Annotated in this window: 19 protein-coding genes and 1 pseudogene; 14 read left to right on the forward strand and 6 right to left on the reverse strand. The window is 39.0% G+C overall.

Features of this window, described 5'->3' with window-relative positions:
- Window positions 1-284: 284 nt before the first annotated feature.
- The 3 genes and pseudogenes from MFF31_RS16115 to MFF31_RS16125 all read right to left on the reverse strand — a co-directional run.
- Window positions 285-1049 (reverse strand): aminoglycoside phosphotransferase family protein, encoded by a 765-nt coding sequence (locus tag MFF31_RS16115; RefSeq protein WP_238189204.1) that lies wholly within the window; start codon window positions 1047-1049, stop codon window positions 285-287.
- Window positions 1050-1204: 155 nt separating this feature from the next.
- Complete coding sequence (locus MFF31_RS16120) at window positions 1205-1804, reverse strand: DUF11 domain-containing protein (RefSeq protein ID WP_238189206.1); 600 nt, start codon at window positions 1802-1804, stop codon at window positions 1205-1207.
- Window positions 1805-1977: 173 nt separating this feature from the next.
- Window positions 1978-2674, reverse strand: a pseudogene (locus tag MFF31_RS16125) (hypothetical protein); the annotation flags it as partial.
- On the opposite strand from MFF31_RS16125, the gene MFF31_RS16130 reads away from it, so the two are divergent.
- Together MFF31_RS16130 and MFF31_RS16135 are read left to right on the forward strand one after the other, a co-directional pair.
- Complete coding sequence (locus tag MFF31_RS16130; protein ID WP_248565575.1) at window positions 2634-2780, forward strand: hypothetical protein; 147 nt, start codon at window positions 2634-2636, stop codon at window positions 2778-2780. The pseudogene MFF31_RS16125 and the gene MFF31_RS16130 overlap by 41 nt on opposite strands.
- Window positions 2781-2908: 128 nt before the next feature.
- Window positions 2909-3190 (forward strand): hypothetical protein, encoded by a 282-nt coding sequence (locus tag MFF31_RS16135; protein WP_238189207.1) that lies wholly within the window; start codon window positions 2909-2911, stop codon window positions 3188-3190.
- A gap of 73 nt (window positions 3191-3263) precedes the next feature.
- Here MFF31_RS16135 and MFF31_RS16140 read toward each other — a convergent pair whose 3' ends face one another.
- On the reverse strand, window positions 3264-3884 hold the full coding sequence (locus MFF31_RS16140) for a DedA family protein (protein WP_238189209.1): 621 nt from the start codon (window positions 3882-3884) through the stop codon (window positions 3264-3266).
- Between the two features lie 202 nt (window positions 3885-4086).
- On the opposite strand from MFF31_RS16140, the gene MFF31_RS16145 reads away from it, so the two are divergent.
- Both MFF31_RS16145 and MFF31_RS16150 read left to right on the forward strand, forming a co-directional pair.
- On the forward strand, window positions 4087-4347 hold the full coding sequence (locus tag MFF31_RS16145) for a hypothetical protein (RefSeq protein ID WP_238189211.1): 261 nt from the start codon (window positions 4087-4089) through the stop codon (window positions 4345-4347).
- A 115-nt stretch (window positions 4348-4462) separates the two neighbouring features.
- Window positions 4463-5398 carry a serine hydrolase domain-containing protein gene (locus MFF31_RS16150; protein ID WP_238189213.1) on the forward strand — a complete coding sequence of 312 codons (936 nt, stop codon included), beginning with the start codon at window positions 4463-4465 and terminating at the stop codon, window positions 5396-5398.
- A 52-nt stretch (window positions 5399-5450) separates the two neighbouring features.
- On the opposite strand, the gene MFF31_RS16155 is transcribed toward MFF31_RS16150, so the two are convergent.
- Complete coding sequence (locus MFF31_RS16155) at window positions 5451-6203, reverse strand: MBL fold metallo-hydrolase (RefSeq protein ID WP_238189215.1); 753 nt, start codon at window positions 6201-6203, stop codon at window positions 5451-5453.
- 422 nt (window positions 6204-6625) lie between these two features.
- On the opposite strand from MFF31_RS16155, the gene MFF31_RS16160 reads away from it, so the two are divergent.
- From MFF31_RS16160 to MFF31_RS16195, 8 genes are all read left to right on the forward strand, one after another.
- On the forward strand, window positions 6626-7414 hold the full coding sequence (locus MFF31_RS16160) for a GNAT family N-acetyltransferase (RefSeq protein ID WP_238192066.1): 789 nt from the start codon (window positions 6626-6628) through the stop codon (window positions 7412-7414).
- Between the two features lie 248 nt (window positions 7415-7662).
- Window positions 7663-8511: a nucleotidyltransferase domain-containing protein gene (locus MFF31_RS16165; protein WP_238189217.1), complete on the forward strand. Its 849-nt coding sequence runs from the start codon at window positions 7663-7665 to the stop codon at window positions 8509-8511.
- Window positions 8512-8537: 26 nt separating this feature from the next.
- The gene (locus MFF31_RS16170; RefSeq protein WP_238189219.1) at window positions 8538-8999 is read left to right on the forward strand and encodes a DUF5680 domain-containing protein; all 462 of its coding nucleotides are present in this window, start codon (window positions 8538-8540) and stop codon (window positions 8997-8999) included.
- 40 nt (window positions 9000-9039) lie between these two features.
- Window positions 9040-9669 carry a hypothetical protein gene (locus tag MFF31_RS16175; RefSeq protein ID WP_238189221.1) on the forward strand — a complete coding sequence of 210 codons (630 nt, stop codon included), beginning with the start codon at window positions 9040-9042 and terminating at the stop codon, window positions 9667-9669.
- A 134-nt stretch (window positions 9670-9803) separates the two neighbouring features.
- Window positions 9804-10547: a phosphoribosylformimino-5-aminoimidazole carboxamide ribotide isomerase gene (gene hisA, locus MFF31_RS16180; protein WP_238189223.1), complete on the forward strand. Its 744-nt coding sequence runs from the start codon at window positions 9804-9806 to the stop codon at window positions 10545-10547.
- Between the two features lie 55 nt (window positions 10548-10602).
- Window positions 10603-11397, forward strand: coding sequence for an inositol monophosphatase family protein (locus MFF31_RS16185; protein ID WP_238189225.1), 795 nt, complete (start codon window positions 10603-10605; stop codon window positions 11395-11397).
- 35 nt (window positions 11398-11432) lie between these two features.
- Window positions 11433-11951 carry an NUDIX hydrolase gene (locus tag MFF31_RS16190; protein WP_238189227.1) on the forward strand — a complete coding sequence of 173 codons (519 nt, stop codon included), beginning with the start codon at window positions 11433-11435 and terminating at the stop codon, window positions 11949-11951.
- Between the two features lie 14 nt (window positions 11952-11965).
- Window positions 11966-12697 (forward strand): ZIP family metal transporter, encoded by a 732-nt coding sequence (locus MFF31_RS16195; RefSeq protein ID WP_238189229.1) that lies wholly within the window; start codon window positions 11966-11968, stop codon window positions 12695-12697.
- A 22-nt stretch (window positions 12698-12719) separates the two neighbouring features.
- On the opposite strand, the gene MFF31_RS16200 is transcribed toward MFF31_RS16195, so the two are convergent.
- Entirely contained in the window at window positions 12720-12959 is a 240-nt protein-coding gene (locus tag MFF31_RS16200; RefSeq protein ID WP_238189232.1) for a hypothetical protein, read from the reverse strand.
- Between the two features lie 162 nt (window positions 12960-13121).
- On the opposite strand from MFF31_RS16200, the gene MFF31_RS16205 reads away from it, so the two are divergent.
- Window positions 13122-14912 (forward strand): ABC transporter substrate-binding protein, encoded by a 1791-nt coding sequence (locus tag MFF31_RS16205; protein WP_238189234.1) that lies wholly within the window; start codon window positions 13122-13124, stop codon window positions 14910-14912.
- A 178-nt stretch (window positions 14913-15090) separates the two neighbouring features.
- The gene (locus MFF31_RS16210; protein WP_238189236.1) at window positions 15091-15450 is read left to right on the forward strand and encodes a cupin domain-containing protein; all 360 of its coding nucleotides are present in this window, start codon (window positions 15091-15093) and stop codon (window positions 15448-15450) included.
- The last annotated feature ends 76 nt before the right edge of the window (window positions 15451-15526 follow it).

Consider the following 15526-nt stretch of genomic DNA (forward strand, 5'->3'; position numbering starts at 1 on the left):
ATGAATGAGAAGGGTGAAATAAGCGAAAATGCAGGATTCAAAATGGGTGTAAAAACGGGCTTTATAGCTACACCATTATAATAGAAAATTATTGTAGGCAGATTTTCTTCATTTTTTTGTATAACTCATAAAGGTGCTGATTTATCGAAAGCACCAAACAGCCGAACGAAGATAGTAAAGCTATCTTGCCTAAATATCTCATAGTCTCTGAAGTTTACTATTTTCATATTTTTATAACCTCTTATTTTAAGTGAACAATCTTTACTACGAATATTTTAAGCCTATTAAAAAAACTCGTACAAACCTTCATTAAAATATTTGAACTCATTCATAGTTACTCTATAGCGCGTATATCCTTCATAAAAAGCTTCTAATAATTCAGGCTCATCAATCAAGTCACTTATAGCCAACGATTCATCATACCGCGGGTCTCCAACTGTCATACCAGCAACATCAATGAACAAACTTATCTCTCCGTCTTTTACGAGGACATTGTCAGTTGTGCAATCACCGTGAATCATAGTTTGGTTAACAGGTAATGGTTTATTCGAAATTAAGGAGTTCAATAGTTTTGAATCCCCATCGCATTGTCCGCTATCTACATAGCCCTTTGCCTTTTCCAGTTGAATGTCAAGCCAACTTCCTTCATGTTCTAGACAATTTAACGGACTACTTTCATGGAAGTGATTAAGAAATCGCCCAAAACTACGAAGTAACTTTTTCTTTTCCATTAATGTAGCATTTGTCAGAGCATAGGTTAACGTGACGCCTTCCTCAAAAGACATAAGTAAATGACTGCTATCTAATTGTTCGAAAAATCCAAAGTATCTAGGTAGTGGTATCGAGTTATCGCGAAGCTTTTCCAAAATGTGTGCTTCATTCTTCAACCACTCTCGATATTTTTCTTTATTTGCGCTTTTTAGTATGTAGGGCTTTTCGTCCGTAACAATACGACTTACTTCAGATGTACAACCTTGCTCATCCAATAGTACTATGGTATTCACTTTACCTATTACATTTTCTATACTCTCAAATAATTCGGTTTTCATCCAACTTGCCCCCCACAATTATTTAGACATAGTAACTTTGTTACATTTCACGATAACATTGACTAAAGCGTATTTCAATAATTCACTGCAACACCGTTCGGTTATAAGAAAGGGACGCTCCTGTTCTCAGAGGATACGTCCTCCTCATGTAACGATTACGGAGTTATACCGATACAATCTAAAATATCATCTAACTGATCGACTAATTCAGCTTCAGCTTCAGTTATTTCTTCTAATGCCTCGATTGCGTTTTCATTGACTTCCAATAATTCAGCAATAGATACGCCATTTTGAATAGCTGTTTGGATAAGAGTTCCTTGCGTGTTAATTTGCGATGCTAAATTTAATTCTTCGAGAGCGATTTGTTCTAAGGAATCATTTGCTCCTAACGCTTCTGTTGTTACTGTATTGCTATTCACGCTTGTTGCATCGAACGTGACGGTGGATTGGTTGGTTATTGTAGTAGTTGTATCTAGACAGTCCACGGTAACTTGAAAGATAGCGGTCGAAAATGATCCCGCAGGCACAGTCCCAATATTTACTCCGACGTTTGGATCAGCTGCTGGTAAGGATACACCGTTGAGCACAAAACTATCTGTATCGTAAGTTGTACCTACAGGTGTTACGTCCGTAAACAGTACATTTAGAGCGTCGTCGGTACCACAATTAAAGATGACATTTGTATAAGTCAATTTCTGATTAGAAACGGCAGTTGTGTCATTTACCAATTTAGCAACATTTAAGCTGGCGGGCATAGTAGCATCCCCCTTTCAACAAAAGAATTTGGTTGAATCGTTTGTTAAAAACAATCATGTTAATCATTGCTTGTACATGTAGTAAATGCTTGGAAAGCTTAACGTGTAACGGCATTTATACTTAATAGTTAAACTTTCTAAACATGTTCTTGGTAATTGACAAACATTCAGCGAGATGCCTCAGGAAGCTTCTCACCGAACATTGCAAAAAATCCAGAGTCGCCAAGGTAGAAAAAAGCAGCAATCGGAATGACTGGCTCAAAAACACGAAATCCAAATAAAAAACCATCGTTCAAGTAGCCTGTCGTTTTCTCAAGTCCTTTGCCTCGATAAGTCATCATCGTAACAATGAGCATGATGAGAATGGAGGTGCCACCGATCAATGCTGTTGCGTCCCCTCCCTGTAAATCTAGAGCAAACATTGCAGCTACATTTGATGCAAATAAAAGGGGAATAATAAAGGCGAGTATGTGCTTAGATCGTTGCGATAAAGTACCGCCGTCGCTTGCATCTACCGAAGAGAAATGATTGGGGTCTCTAGAAGTGTCTTCAATTAAGCCATCCCGCCATCTGTCCGTACGAAGATCACGTTTCATCATCCAAAATGCGACTACAGACGTAACAACCCCCATTACAATTACGAGCGGTATGTAAGCCTACTCGTAGTGCGACGGGCAGAAGGACTGCACCTACTAGTGCAACAGCTGGTGACGGCCAGAAAAATAAGGAAGTAATCATCATAATAAGTCCGATACCCTAAAATGCTAATGTTGGCGTTTTCATAAATCGTGTTAACGGTGCAATCATTATTTCGTTAATGCCTGTTCGAATGAGTATACGACTTAAAGAGACAATGATGGAAATGATTACACCACAAAAAACAAATAAACCCAATGAATTACTGCTAACTGAATTGCCATTTGTGATCATCCTCCCGAGATGGGCGAAAGCTGGTCTATCAGCAATCGTAATGTAATGTTTGCAGGGATGTTTATAGGCGTTCTAATCAACAAAGTGGCTGGTTGCGTCACTCTTCTTGCTATGCTATTCTACATAGGATGACGGCAGCATAAGCTGCAAAGGAACGGAAGGGGAAAGCGAACGATGGCTAACATTACAATTATAGGTGCGAGAATGTCTTATACGAAGGAAGATGGTTATGTAGGCAATGTGCAATTTAGCGCTGAAGGACATGATCATGAGTATGAGATTGCTCTACATAGCAAAAGAGGTTCAGACTGGGGCTACGGATTATTTTTCTTAAACCAGTCAGGTAATGAAGAGCAATTGCTTGCTCTTGAGGATGAGATTGAAGAAAACGATGAGTTGTTTGAAGTTTTTATACATGCAGCGCAGGAAAAGCTTGTGAAAGAGGAAGAGCAGTAAGAAACGTATACGACGAGAAAGCCCATCCCTGCGTCATAAGTGCGCAAGGATGGGCTTAATTGTTGTACAAATGCTATAGGGGTCTATCCATTTGTTTTTTTTCGTTTTTCGCCTTTACGATACGATATACAATATATCCAGCAGCGATAATGGCGAGTCCGACTAATACCCATGTACCGTAATTTGTTACGAGATTAGCGAAGTCTTGCACTTGCTCTCCTAGTAATGAACCCAAAATGAAATAAGTCATCGTCCATACAAATGCTGAAGGATAAGCGAACAATGCAAACTTGCCATATTTCATTTTGTTAATGCCCATTACATAAGGTGTGGCATGACGGAGAAACGGTAAACATAAGCTGATACTTATAGCATAACCACCATACTTTTCGCTAAGTTCTTCCGAACGGTCAAGGAACTTGCTAATATTTTTTTTGCGACGAAACCAACTGGACAGCTTAGCACCAGAGAATCGACCAAAGCTGTAACCAAACGTCATAGCTGAGCTAATACCGAGACATGTCATAATAAAGGCTGGTACTGGTGACAAAACTCCTGCTGCTGATAACGCTCCTCCAGTCATTACTACCGTTTCATTAGGAATGGGGAGACCGATTAGTCCTAGGCATAATACTAAGAATAATGCAGCATAACCAACCTGTTCAATTATCGATAATAATAAATCATAAGCCATTTTCAACACGCTTCCTTTTCAATCACAACTAACTTTCTAAGTAACTATATACGTTAGGGTAACATAGTTCGTTTTGAAAGAATACTAGCCTTACGTCCTAACCCGAGGAATGTTTCAATTTTAACCATTTCGTAACTATTTGCTCGAAGAAGAGAGCTATAATATTAGTTAGCTTAGTTGTGTAATGAAGGGCGGATCGGACATGATGCAGTTTCAACAAAAAGTAGCTGAACTTAGAAGTTATGAGTCTATTACATATACGATTTGTTTAAAAATAGTAGTGGATGAACCTGCTTCATGTGAAGCAGCCCAAAAAGTATTAATTCGTTTATTTCAAGACAATGACTTCTGGAATACAGATGAAGCAAGGCGTCAACACTACATTATGCGTCAATGCTTATACGTCTGTTTAAATCAGTCGAGGGAAGTTGCACAATTAGCATCAACCTCAAATGTATCTTAAACAATCAGAACAATGCGCATATATAAATTATACTGGCATCCTTGCATTTACTGCAGGCATGTTCTTTTTATTATATGTGACATTCATACATGAAGGTGAAAGGTAATTAAATGAAATGGGACATGTGTTAAGCGATTCAATAATTACTTTATTAAACGAATGGAAAATAAAGACCGTAATCGTGAAGAAAAAGTCCGAGCTGCTTGATGAATGGTATCAAAGTGGAGAGGATGAGGCAGGTCCATTGTATTCCTGTACAAAAAGTGTCCTATCTGCTTTAATCGGGATTGCAATAGATCGTGGTGAGTTAACGAGCCTTGATCAAAAAATGGCCCATATTCTTAATTGCAGATCGATTGTAGGAGATGTTGGTGAGAACATTACGATTAAGGATTTACTTACGATGACTCCCGGCTTTGATTGGCCAGACTTTGACAAGCCGTACAAGGAACTCCGTGCATCACAAGATCCGATTACTTTTGCTCTTCAGCAGCCAATCATTCATGAACCTGGGCAGTCTTTTACTTACAATTCAGGCGGATCACATTTGTTATCTGCTATTTTAACGAAAGTAACAGGAATGTCAGCATTGGAGTATGGGAAAAGGCATCTTTTTGAACCTATGCAATTCCAATTTGCGAGATGGTCGGAACGAAATGGGATAAGTGAAGGCGGCACAGGATTATCACTATATGGTCAAGATCTTGCTAAGATAGGATCTTTATACATTCAAGATGGGGTATGGGAAGGAAAACAGCTGTTGTCGCGAGACTGGACTCGGGAATCCACTCGACTGCATCATCGAGGTTTACTAAACTATGAACCTCCTATTTACGGTGGTTACGGCTATCACTGGTGGTGCTCGCCAGCTGAACATAATGATTATGCCGATTGTTATTTTGCATTTGGACATGGTGGTCAATATTTACTCATGATTCCGTCACTTGAGATCGTTATCGTCATTCGCAAACAAATAACGAAACGTAATGATGCCATTTACGCTCGAAAGCTCATCTTTGAGCACCTTGTTCCATCAATAGTAGCTCAGTAATCGAAATACCCGACTCATGCTTATCACAGAGCTTGAATCGGGTATTTTTTTGCTAATTGGCGTAAACAAGCTCACGGAGACGTTCGTGAATTGTTGTTGTGTATTTGCCACCATGATAGCAAATGATCTCAGCTACATCGTAGTGCAGGAATTGCTCGATTGATTGTTTGGCCTGTTCGTAGTTACTACACAATTTGGGGTCTGGAAGAAATAGTTGGTGGTCTACAACTTTAAGGGCATCCCCAGCGATAAGTGTTTTGCTAGTTTTATGATATAAGCTAATATGACCGGGTGTATGTCCTGGTGTGTCCAGGGCGACAATACCACCGCAATAGGGTAGTTCTTCAAGGTGAGAAACGATTGTATCAACCGGGAAGCGGGGAGGATTCGATAATGTATGTTTGAATGCTGCTCGCCATTTTGGTGGAACATTCTCGGGTAAAGAATGAACAGCTTCGTCAATTGCTTCCGGTGTAAGTTTAATTAGCATTTTTTCGCCCTGTATGTAAGGCTTCTCTAGCAGGCTTGAAATGATTTCGGCTCGATTGTTTGTTTGTTCTAGAAGAGCGGGGATGCTTCCAATATGATCTAGGTCTTGATGGGTCACGATGATACGTGTAATTTCCTCAATTGTAATTCCCCTAACAGAAAGCTCTTGCTTTATTAATGGAAGTTGACCAGGGTAAGCAGAGTCTACAACAATTATTTCATTAGTATCCCATAATAAAGTAGGGTGAAGCGTTTCAACCTTCCCCATAATATCCGCTGATACCGATAACATCGCTATACCAGATTCTGAAAGCATACTGTCTCCTCCATATCTCCTAATTAAATTACCGACAGATGTGACGGTTAGGAAATATGATAGCAAATTATTGCAAATAGGTAAATTAACAAAACATATATTATACCACAATAAAATATTTTTGTCAATAAAATAAAGTGGTAATAAATAACGAAATAGCTAACTAAGGTTTTCGATTTATCCATTTTTAACTTTCTATTGGGTATTTGTTACGTAAGGAGAGTCGGATATTGAAAATGTGTGGATATGAAATAGGTACCTCTACCCAAAATGAGTAGTAATTTTAGTATAGTACTTTATTGCATAAGTTAGTTGCTGTATAATCGTGGAAGAAGATTGTCGAATACTCTTTTTTATTCCAACAGTTCCAATCAATTTGTATATTTTTGTCTATTAATAAGGAGTGATCAATAGAGGTGCTAATGGTTAGTGATATTGCAGATAAACTAGAATTATCAGAAATAACTTTTCAGACAGATCGAATGACAGCGATAGAGCAGTTAGTTGGTAATCCGCATGGGATAGAAATTGTAAAATTTGGGCGTGCTGTTGCCTTCTATAGCCGAATGATGCCATGGCCGGTATTTAACAATGTGAAAGGCTGGCTTGAAGCTAAGTATGTCGATGATATTATTACATTTTATGAAGAAAGAAAAAGAAGTTTCGAGTTTCAGATTACCCCGTTTTACACAAAGCCAGATGTAATGAGTAAGCTAGCTCGTAGCGGTTATCATCAATCAGGATTTCACTCGACGATGTATACTGAAGCAGTTGAAACGACGGAAGCGCTTGAATCCGATCTTCACATTCGCGAACTACGTGAAGATGAGTTTATGGATTACGCTGCGATTCATTGTATTGGAAATGGATTGTCGCAAGATTCCATTACGTATGTCGCAGCAAATAATCAAATTATGTTTAATCGCCCAGGTTGGAAATATTTCATTGCATTTATTGGAGATCAGCCCGCGGCAACTGCCGTCATGTATGTAAAAGATAGAATTGCATCATTCACTTTCGCGGCTACTTTACCTCAATTTAGAAATTTAGGACTTCATTCAGGATTGCTTCGCAGACGAATTCATGCTGCTTATATGGAAGGTTGCCAGCTTGTTGTTGCACAGTGCGCATACCGCTCCATCAGTCAATCTAATATGGAACGTGCGGGTATGAGGATAGGTTATACAAGAGCGACATGGACTAAGTTGTAATACATTAACATAATATTACTTGCAACCAATTGATTATAGGGGTGGATACATTATTTCCACGACGCCATCTCCTATTGTAACTCGATTCGCAGCTGCTTTTCTGAGGGCTTACATCATTCCTTCCTGTTCTTGCTATGATGACATTCAACAATGAAGAGCCTCGGAAAAGTTCGCAATTTTCATCAAAAATGGGCAGAGATCAAGTGATATGATTATTGTTGCACATTAATAATTAGCGAGGTTGAGAAATGACTATATCGAACGAAGTGAAAAAATGGATAGAAGAACTAGTTCCAACCATTAGATCTCTATTAACTGGCAAATATGCAATCGCTTTGGGAGGCTCACATGCAAAAGGTTACTCGGATATCCACTCTGATTTGGATTTCTATGTGTATACTGAGGGAGTCGTACCTGTTGAAGAACGAAGAGAGCTTATAGCGGGTATTGCGGATCAGGATCAAGACTGTTATCTGAATGAAACGATTGACGGAGAAATATGGGGTGGAAGTGCGGATTTCTATTATAAGGGAGTAAAGATAGAAACGAGCATTAAATCATATTCTTTATATGAAAAGTCGATTCAAGATTGTTTAGAAGGTGTTATTTTTACTGAGCCAACATTCTGGACGCTGAGCGGTTATTACAATTATATTTGTTTGTCCGAAGTAAGCTTTATCGAACCTCTGGATGATCGTTACGGTATTATTGCGGATTGGAAGAATCTTGTAGCCAACTATTCTCCTAAGCTTAAAAAGGCGATTTTAGAGTCGAATAAGTGGAGGGCAACATTTTGGCTCGATAACTTCCATTACTTAAGTGCGATCAAACGTTGTGATACCATCTATACTTCTGGCATAGCACAACAAACATTACATACACAATTTCAAATGTTATTTGCTCTCAATGAAACGTATTTTGGTGGCGACAAGAAAATAGAGAAGCAGTTAAAGGGATTGTCATTTTGTCCGCAGATTCTGCTTGATAACTTAGATTTTCTATTGGGCGCACATCGCGATGTAGAATTATTAAACAAACAAAGAAGTTTACTTAAACAAATTGGGGAATCGATTATTCAGAAAGCCAACAATGTGTGATAGGAAGGAAGCGGGTGACTTTTTAAATGGCAGAAAATGAAACGGATCTAGCGGTGTTTATAGTTGAAGCGAAACGTGCTGCGTATGCATCGGGCAATGGAGGGGAGACAAAACCTACACGACCGGGAGCTAAGGATATACCGTACAAGCAAGGTCAGTTTACCTATTTAGACAGTTATTATGGTGAAATACATTTTTCCGGGCAAGAAGTTGTTTTGCAGGATGAGGTAGCAATTTGGTCGATGAACTATTTTGGTTATACCATTGATCCTGTTGAGGGATTCCCAGTATTTCTGAATGAATGCTTGATGGAAGTTAATATAGACGCACCTTTCAGAGGAGCTTCCTATAAACAGAAGGAAGATTTTGAGTATGTCTGTCAGTGGGAAGGCGATCTTTACCGCTTCAGTGGTAAAGAGAAGATTTTGTACAAAGGGAAAGAAATTTTCATATTGGACTTTCATGGGGGCGTCATCCAATATTGCTAAGAAAGTAAATTATATTTTAATAAAGAAAGAGGATTCATTCATGTCAAATATAGTGGCTAATAAAGAAGTAGATAACACAGAAGAAGTTCATACTAGCATTGTGAAATTTACTACTACTATGGCTACCCTGTTTATTATTGCAATTATGCTTATCCCAGCTTTCGTAGAACCAGATTTTTCATTTCGCAAATTTCATGTTGGATTTGCAGATATATCTATAGGGGCATTTGTATTATTGGTTGGAGGTGCGTTTAGTTTTTCTGGTGATATGGATAGACGTAACATAGTGACAGCATGGCTGCTTGTTGCACCGATTATTGCTATTCAAGTTATTAGCGGACAAACATTTAACGTATTTGATGCAAAGCTTTTTGCATTGATGCTGGCATCGATTGCAGCTATTATTGGTATTGTTGGTCTACTATATATGCGTAAACAATTAAGGAAGTCAGAACAAGTTGATGAATGGCGGAAATACTTGTCTATTAGTAAACTGGTCGTTCCATTGATCACATCTGCCTACTTCGTTATTTATATCTTTATAGCTGTCATTGAAGAAACATTGTTATTCGATTACCAAATGTTATATCCGATATTGTTATGGTTTCTACTTCTTAACAGCGGGTTAATGCTACTAACATTCGGAGAGAAAAAGAATCAAGCTGCTTAAAAAACGATATAGAAAGGAGCATCTTAACTCGAATGATTTCCATTCGGCGAAGGATGCTTCTATTTGTATTGCGCAGATGTTATCGTCTATGTCAAAATGTAGGTAGTCAATTTAATAAGAATAGAGGTAAGCCGTTGAAATTCAGACCATGTATCGATCTTCATGACGGGAAAGTAAAACAAATCGTTGGAGAAACACTAAATGACGCAATTATTGAAAATTTTGTTTCTACCTATGATTCAGCTTATTATGCTGAATTGTTCCAGAGAGATGGGCTAACAGGCGGTCATGTCATTATGCTCGGGTCTGGTAATGAAGATGCGGCATTACTTGCATTGTCACACTATCCGAATGGTCTCCAACTAGGTGGAGGGATTACGGCGGATAATGCAGCCTATTATTTGAAGCATGGCGCTTCGCATGTTATTGTAACGTCTTATATATTCAGGGATGGTCGATTAAATGAAGAAAACCTATCTAACATTGTGAACGAAGTAGGCAAGGATCGACTCGTTATTGATTTAAGCTGCAAGGAGAAAGATGGGAAATGGTTCGTTGTCACCAATCAATGGAAGCAATTTAGCGAATTCGAAGTAAATGAAGCAAACATTCGTTATCTCGAAAGTTATTGTGATGAGTTTCTTGTACATGCGGTAGATGTAGAAGGGAAACAAAGCGGCGTTCAGCAAAGTCTAGTTCGTGATTTAGCCAAGTGGACCAACATTCCGACTACTTATGCTGGTGGGGCGAGATCGCTAGAAGATATGGAATTATTCCGTACACTGTCTAACGGCAAACTTGATCTAACCATTGGCAGTGCACTCGATATATTTGGCGGAAATCTCTCTTACACTGATGTTGTGAAATATAGTAAATAAATCGATGTAATCAGTCTAGTCAATTCTAAAACCATAAGATGAAGGTGGGAACTCCATGCTTGGATTGGCGATGGAAGTAGCTATTGCGGCTGCTTATGAGGCGGGAAGATTAACGAAAGAGAAATTCGGAAATTTAACGCATGTCGAGGAAAAAGATGATCATGGTGATATGGTGACTGAAGCCGATCACCTAGCTGAAGCAATTATTTTGGCGAAGATTAGAAACGTATTTCCAGAACATCGCATTCGATCTGAAGAATTTGGAGAGAATGAAAATCAAAGCGAATGGTTATGGCTGGTTGATCCTTTAGATGGTACAAATAATTTTGCGATAGGTTTGCCGCTGTTTGGTATATCGATTACACTGATGCATCATCTCGTCCCAGTACTTGCGGTCATTTATGAACCGATAACTGATCGACTGTACACAGCGACTTCGGGTGGCGGTGTTACATGTAATCAACGTCCGATAACGATGGAACCTGGTGGCGCCTTTACAAAAGCAAGAGTGGGCTGGATACAAGGTCATGCTGTTCAGAATGAGGAAATAGCGGTTAGGCTGCGGCATCATATTGATGTGAACACAAGAAGAATGATGCGATTATGGGCACCAACGTTGCAATGGACGATGCTTGCTAGAGGAGATCTCGATGGTATTATCGTCTACAATTCAGAAGGTGAAGATTTGTATTCAGGACTTCTCATGGCTCAGGAAGCGGGAGGATCTGTTATCGATTTTAATGGAAACCCGTTTACTGTTGCAAGAAAGCAGCCTTATTTAATTGCATGTCATCCAAGGCATCAAGCATATTTTCTTGACATGGTACATCAAGTGATGCGCAAGTTGTAGTGTACTATTTTCGAAGATAGAAGGGATATATAGTTATGGAGCTGTTGAAAGAAATATACGAACGAGATCTCCATCTAAGCGAACGCGACAGCAGCTCTCGCAGGCATGGCAACAGATTTTGGTTCAGTCGCGCTGTTAGAGGCATTATATTTAACGAAAAATATGAGCTTGCTCTTATTCATATGCATAGCGATCAATATTATAAGCTTCCTGGTGGTGGAATAGAGGCAGGGGAAGAGATGGAAGCTGCTCTTCATCGAGAAGCGTTAGAAGAGATGGGTGCAACCGTCGAACTGACAGATGAAGTTGGCCTCATTATCGAATATAGAGATGAGCAAGAAATGATGCAGTTCTCATATTGTTACATAGCTACACTATCAGGTGATTTAAAAGCAACTTCTTTAACAGATGAGGAGCAAGCTGGTGGATTATCGTTAGGTTGGGTATCTCTTAAGGAAGCAATAGGCATAATGGAACGAAACATACCACGAACTTACGTAGGTAAGTTCATTCAAGAACGTGACTTATACTTCTTGAAGCAACTAAATCGATAAGGAGCGAAACCATTATGACAGCTGCGCTACTTGGTAGCTTTATCTCTGCAATGGCAACTGTACTTGGTGCTGTACCGCTGTTATTCGTTCGTTCGCTCTCAGAGAAGTGGAAGGATATACTTATTGCTTTTACCGCGGGAATTATGGTATCGACATCAACTTTTGGTCTCCTGCCGCAAGCACTTAAAGAATCAGGTTTAATTCCGTTAACAATTGGCTTTATTATTGGAGTCGTCGTACTTGATTTACTAGAGAAAAATATTCCGCATATTGATGTTGAGCAGAAGCGGGGTATTAGCTCATTTGATTCTAAGTCATTGCTCGTTATCTTCGCCTTATTTATCCATAACATTCCCGAAGGTCTTAGTACGGGCTTTAGTTATGCAAGCACAAGTGAAGGGCTCGGTTCAATGGTTGCAATCGCAATTGGTGCGCAAAACATACCTGAAGGTCTTGTACTTGCGATATTCCTTACGCAATCAAAGGTCAGTAAGCTCAAACTAATGCTTATTGTCATTGCGACTGGACTTATGGAAGTTGTGTCGGCCATTGTTGGTTATTTTGCAGCGAGCTCTATAGAATGGCTTATTGGTTATGGATTAGCCTTTGCATCTGGTGCAATGTTGTTCATCGTATATAAGGAACTTATACCAGAGACTCATAGTCATGGCTATGAACGACCTGCAACTTACTCCTTTATCTTCGGACTTCTTATTATGATCTATATAAGTTATTTCTTTGGTTAGAAATAAACGTTAGGACGTTTGCTTAGATAAGTGTACGATTTGCTTGTTGAGGTTTGGCGGCGGGATTCCCGTCGCCTTTTTGTTTGCATTCATCGCTTTCCCGAAATTTCCGTACTGGATTAAGAAGTGAAAGTAGTACTGAAATAGCAGTTTTTCTGTTAGTGTTATCTTCTTCAATAAAATCCCCTCGACGTTCTTGGCTTTCCCATTCAGCTTCTTTTTGTTTTCTTAACTGCTCTGGTACATATTCATTCCAATCCATTTGCTTCATCTCCCGCTTTTTCTATTTGTGTTTGTTGTTAAGCAATTAAATTCTTCTTCTTGGCTTTATTATGTACTCGCTAAAAGGGGATAAAAAGAGTATAATCTGAATCATTAATTTCCCCTTTTGTAAATATTTCCTCAACCTGAAGGAGGAAGCGTGATGTTGAATGAAGAGCGGTATCTTATTTTGTATTCTAAAGTTGCTGAATCTGACGGAGAGGGTATACCTCTTGAAGTATCATTGGAACAACTGTCGGAAGCATTGTTTTGTACACAGCGTAATGTAAAGCTTATCCTTCGCAAGCTCGAGGAAAATGGTCTTATTAAATGGAGTGCTGGACGTGGACGCGGCAATCGGTCGAAAATAACTTTTTTGGCAAATAAGGATGAGAAACTGCTCCAACTCGCAGAGATGACCGCACTGAAAGGGGAATATAAGCAGGCATTTGAGTTTATTCAAATGTACGGTGATGGTACGTCCGTCAGACAACATTTTGTAGAATGGATGAATAGCCAATTTGGTTATAAAACGGTTCAAATAGATGATAGTGAAGCGGATATTTTAAGACTACCGGTATATAAGCCCCTTTTGACTTTAGATCCAAAGGAGTTGTATTACTCCTTTTGCGCACATATGGTTAAGCAGCTGTTTGATTGCCTCGTACAATATGATAGACAGTCGCAAAAAATTGTTCCTTCATTAGCTCATGCATGGGAATGTGATGCAAGCGGGAAGGAATGGTCATTCCATTTAAGAAGAGGCGTACTTTTCCATCATGGTAGGGAATTAGTTGCTGAAGATGTTATTTTTTCAATTGAACGTTTAAGAGGCAGTGCAGCATCTGGTTGGTTTGTACGATCAATCTCATCGATTGAAAGTGAAAATTCGAGGTCGGTGACAATTAAGTTAGACAAACCAAATTGGTTATTTTTACGGTTTCTTTGCTCGTCGGGTCTTTCGATCATTCCGCATGAGTTGGTCAAACAAGATGAACGATTTTGGCAGCATCCAGTCGGTACAGGTCCATTCCGATTCGTTAGTTGGACGGTAGATCGCTTCAAGATGGAAGCTAATCCTCATTATTTTCAAGGGCGGGCGCATCTAGACGGTGTAGTAATCGTTACGATGCCAGAAGATACGCATATCTACACGAAGTCTTGGGAAAAGCTGCTTGTTGAGCGTGATGGTAAAGAAATACAGGTTGAAAAAAATTGGAACAATATGGAGTATTTAGACAATGGATGCAACCTTCTCACTTGGAATATGAGTAATGAAGGGCCAATTCAATCCCAATCCTTTCGTAAAGCGGTTGATCTCCTCATAGATCGTCGTTTTATGACAGAAGAATTGACAGAACGTACAGAGTTTCCTGCATATGGTTTTTTTCCAAACAAAAATTCATATGTCGATGTTGGCTGCACTGATGAACACAAATATGAGAAAGCAATGCAACTTTTGTTAGAATCAGGATATTGTGGCGAAAAAATTGTAATTGCTACTTATGGGAAACATGTGCCGAGTGCTCTTTGGCTGGAGAAAGTGTTGACTGCTTATGGGATAAATGTGGAGATACAAGTGGAGACCTTTCTAAGTATACGAGAACCAGAAGTACTCAATCGAGTAGACTGTATCTTGTTTTGCAACATTTTTGCTGAGGATGAAGTTTGTATGATTGAGATGTTCGAGCAGAATGGCAATTTTATAAAGGAACATTTGGATAAGGAAATGAAAGTTTGGGTGAAGGAAAAAATTGATTCTGCCCTTATGTGCAAAGATCCGATTGATAGATGGAATGTGCTGATGGAAATTGAGATAAAGCTGCGCGAGGAAACACATCTGCTCTTTCTGACTCATACGAAGATGAACACCATTTATAATCCAAGCATTAAAGGAGTAAGTGTCAATTCGCTTGGCTGGGTTGATTTTAAAGATGTTTGGATGGAGAAATAGGTTAAAAGAGATAATAATTTGAAGATAAGTCTAATGGGCTTGTCTTCTTTTATTTGGTTAAACGTCAGAAACTCAAAACTATCAATTGATCAATTATATAAAAAGTAATAAAATTGGAATATATTATAAAAAATGAGATTGGCGATTGATTCAACAATACATGATGGAGGTAGTGATAATGAACTTTCACTTGGAACAACTTAAGGAATCGGTGTTAAATGGTGAAAGCTCTTATCTTGAATTTCTGCGAGTGCCAACGATGAGCGCAGGTTTATATCGACTAGCAGCAGGTGAGCTAGATAAGCAGCTGCCTCACACGGAGGATGAACTTTACTTTATCGTTCAAGGAGCGGGTCAGTTCAATCTCGGGGATCAGAACCAACATGTATCAAGTGGCAGCATTATTTTTGTTGAAGCGAATGTGGAGCATCGTTTTCATTCTATTACGGAAGAGTTGTTTATTTTTGTTTTATTCGCACCAGCTGAATATAGTAACCGTACACATGTCGATTTAACAGGTCAATTAGAGTTGAAGTAGTTTGTTAGAAAAGGGGGATAAACAGCTTGTATTGAATGTTTTTAGCAATAATGAGCGTGCGGTCAATTTCTATAAG

The sequence above is a fragment of the Paenibacillus sp. L3-i20 genome (assembly GCF_022180385.2).
GTDB lineage: Bacteria > Bacillota > Bacilli > Paenibacillales > Paenibacillaceae > Pristimantibacillus.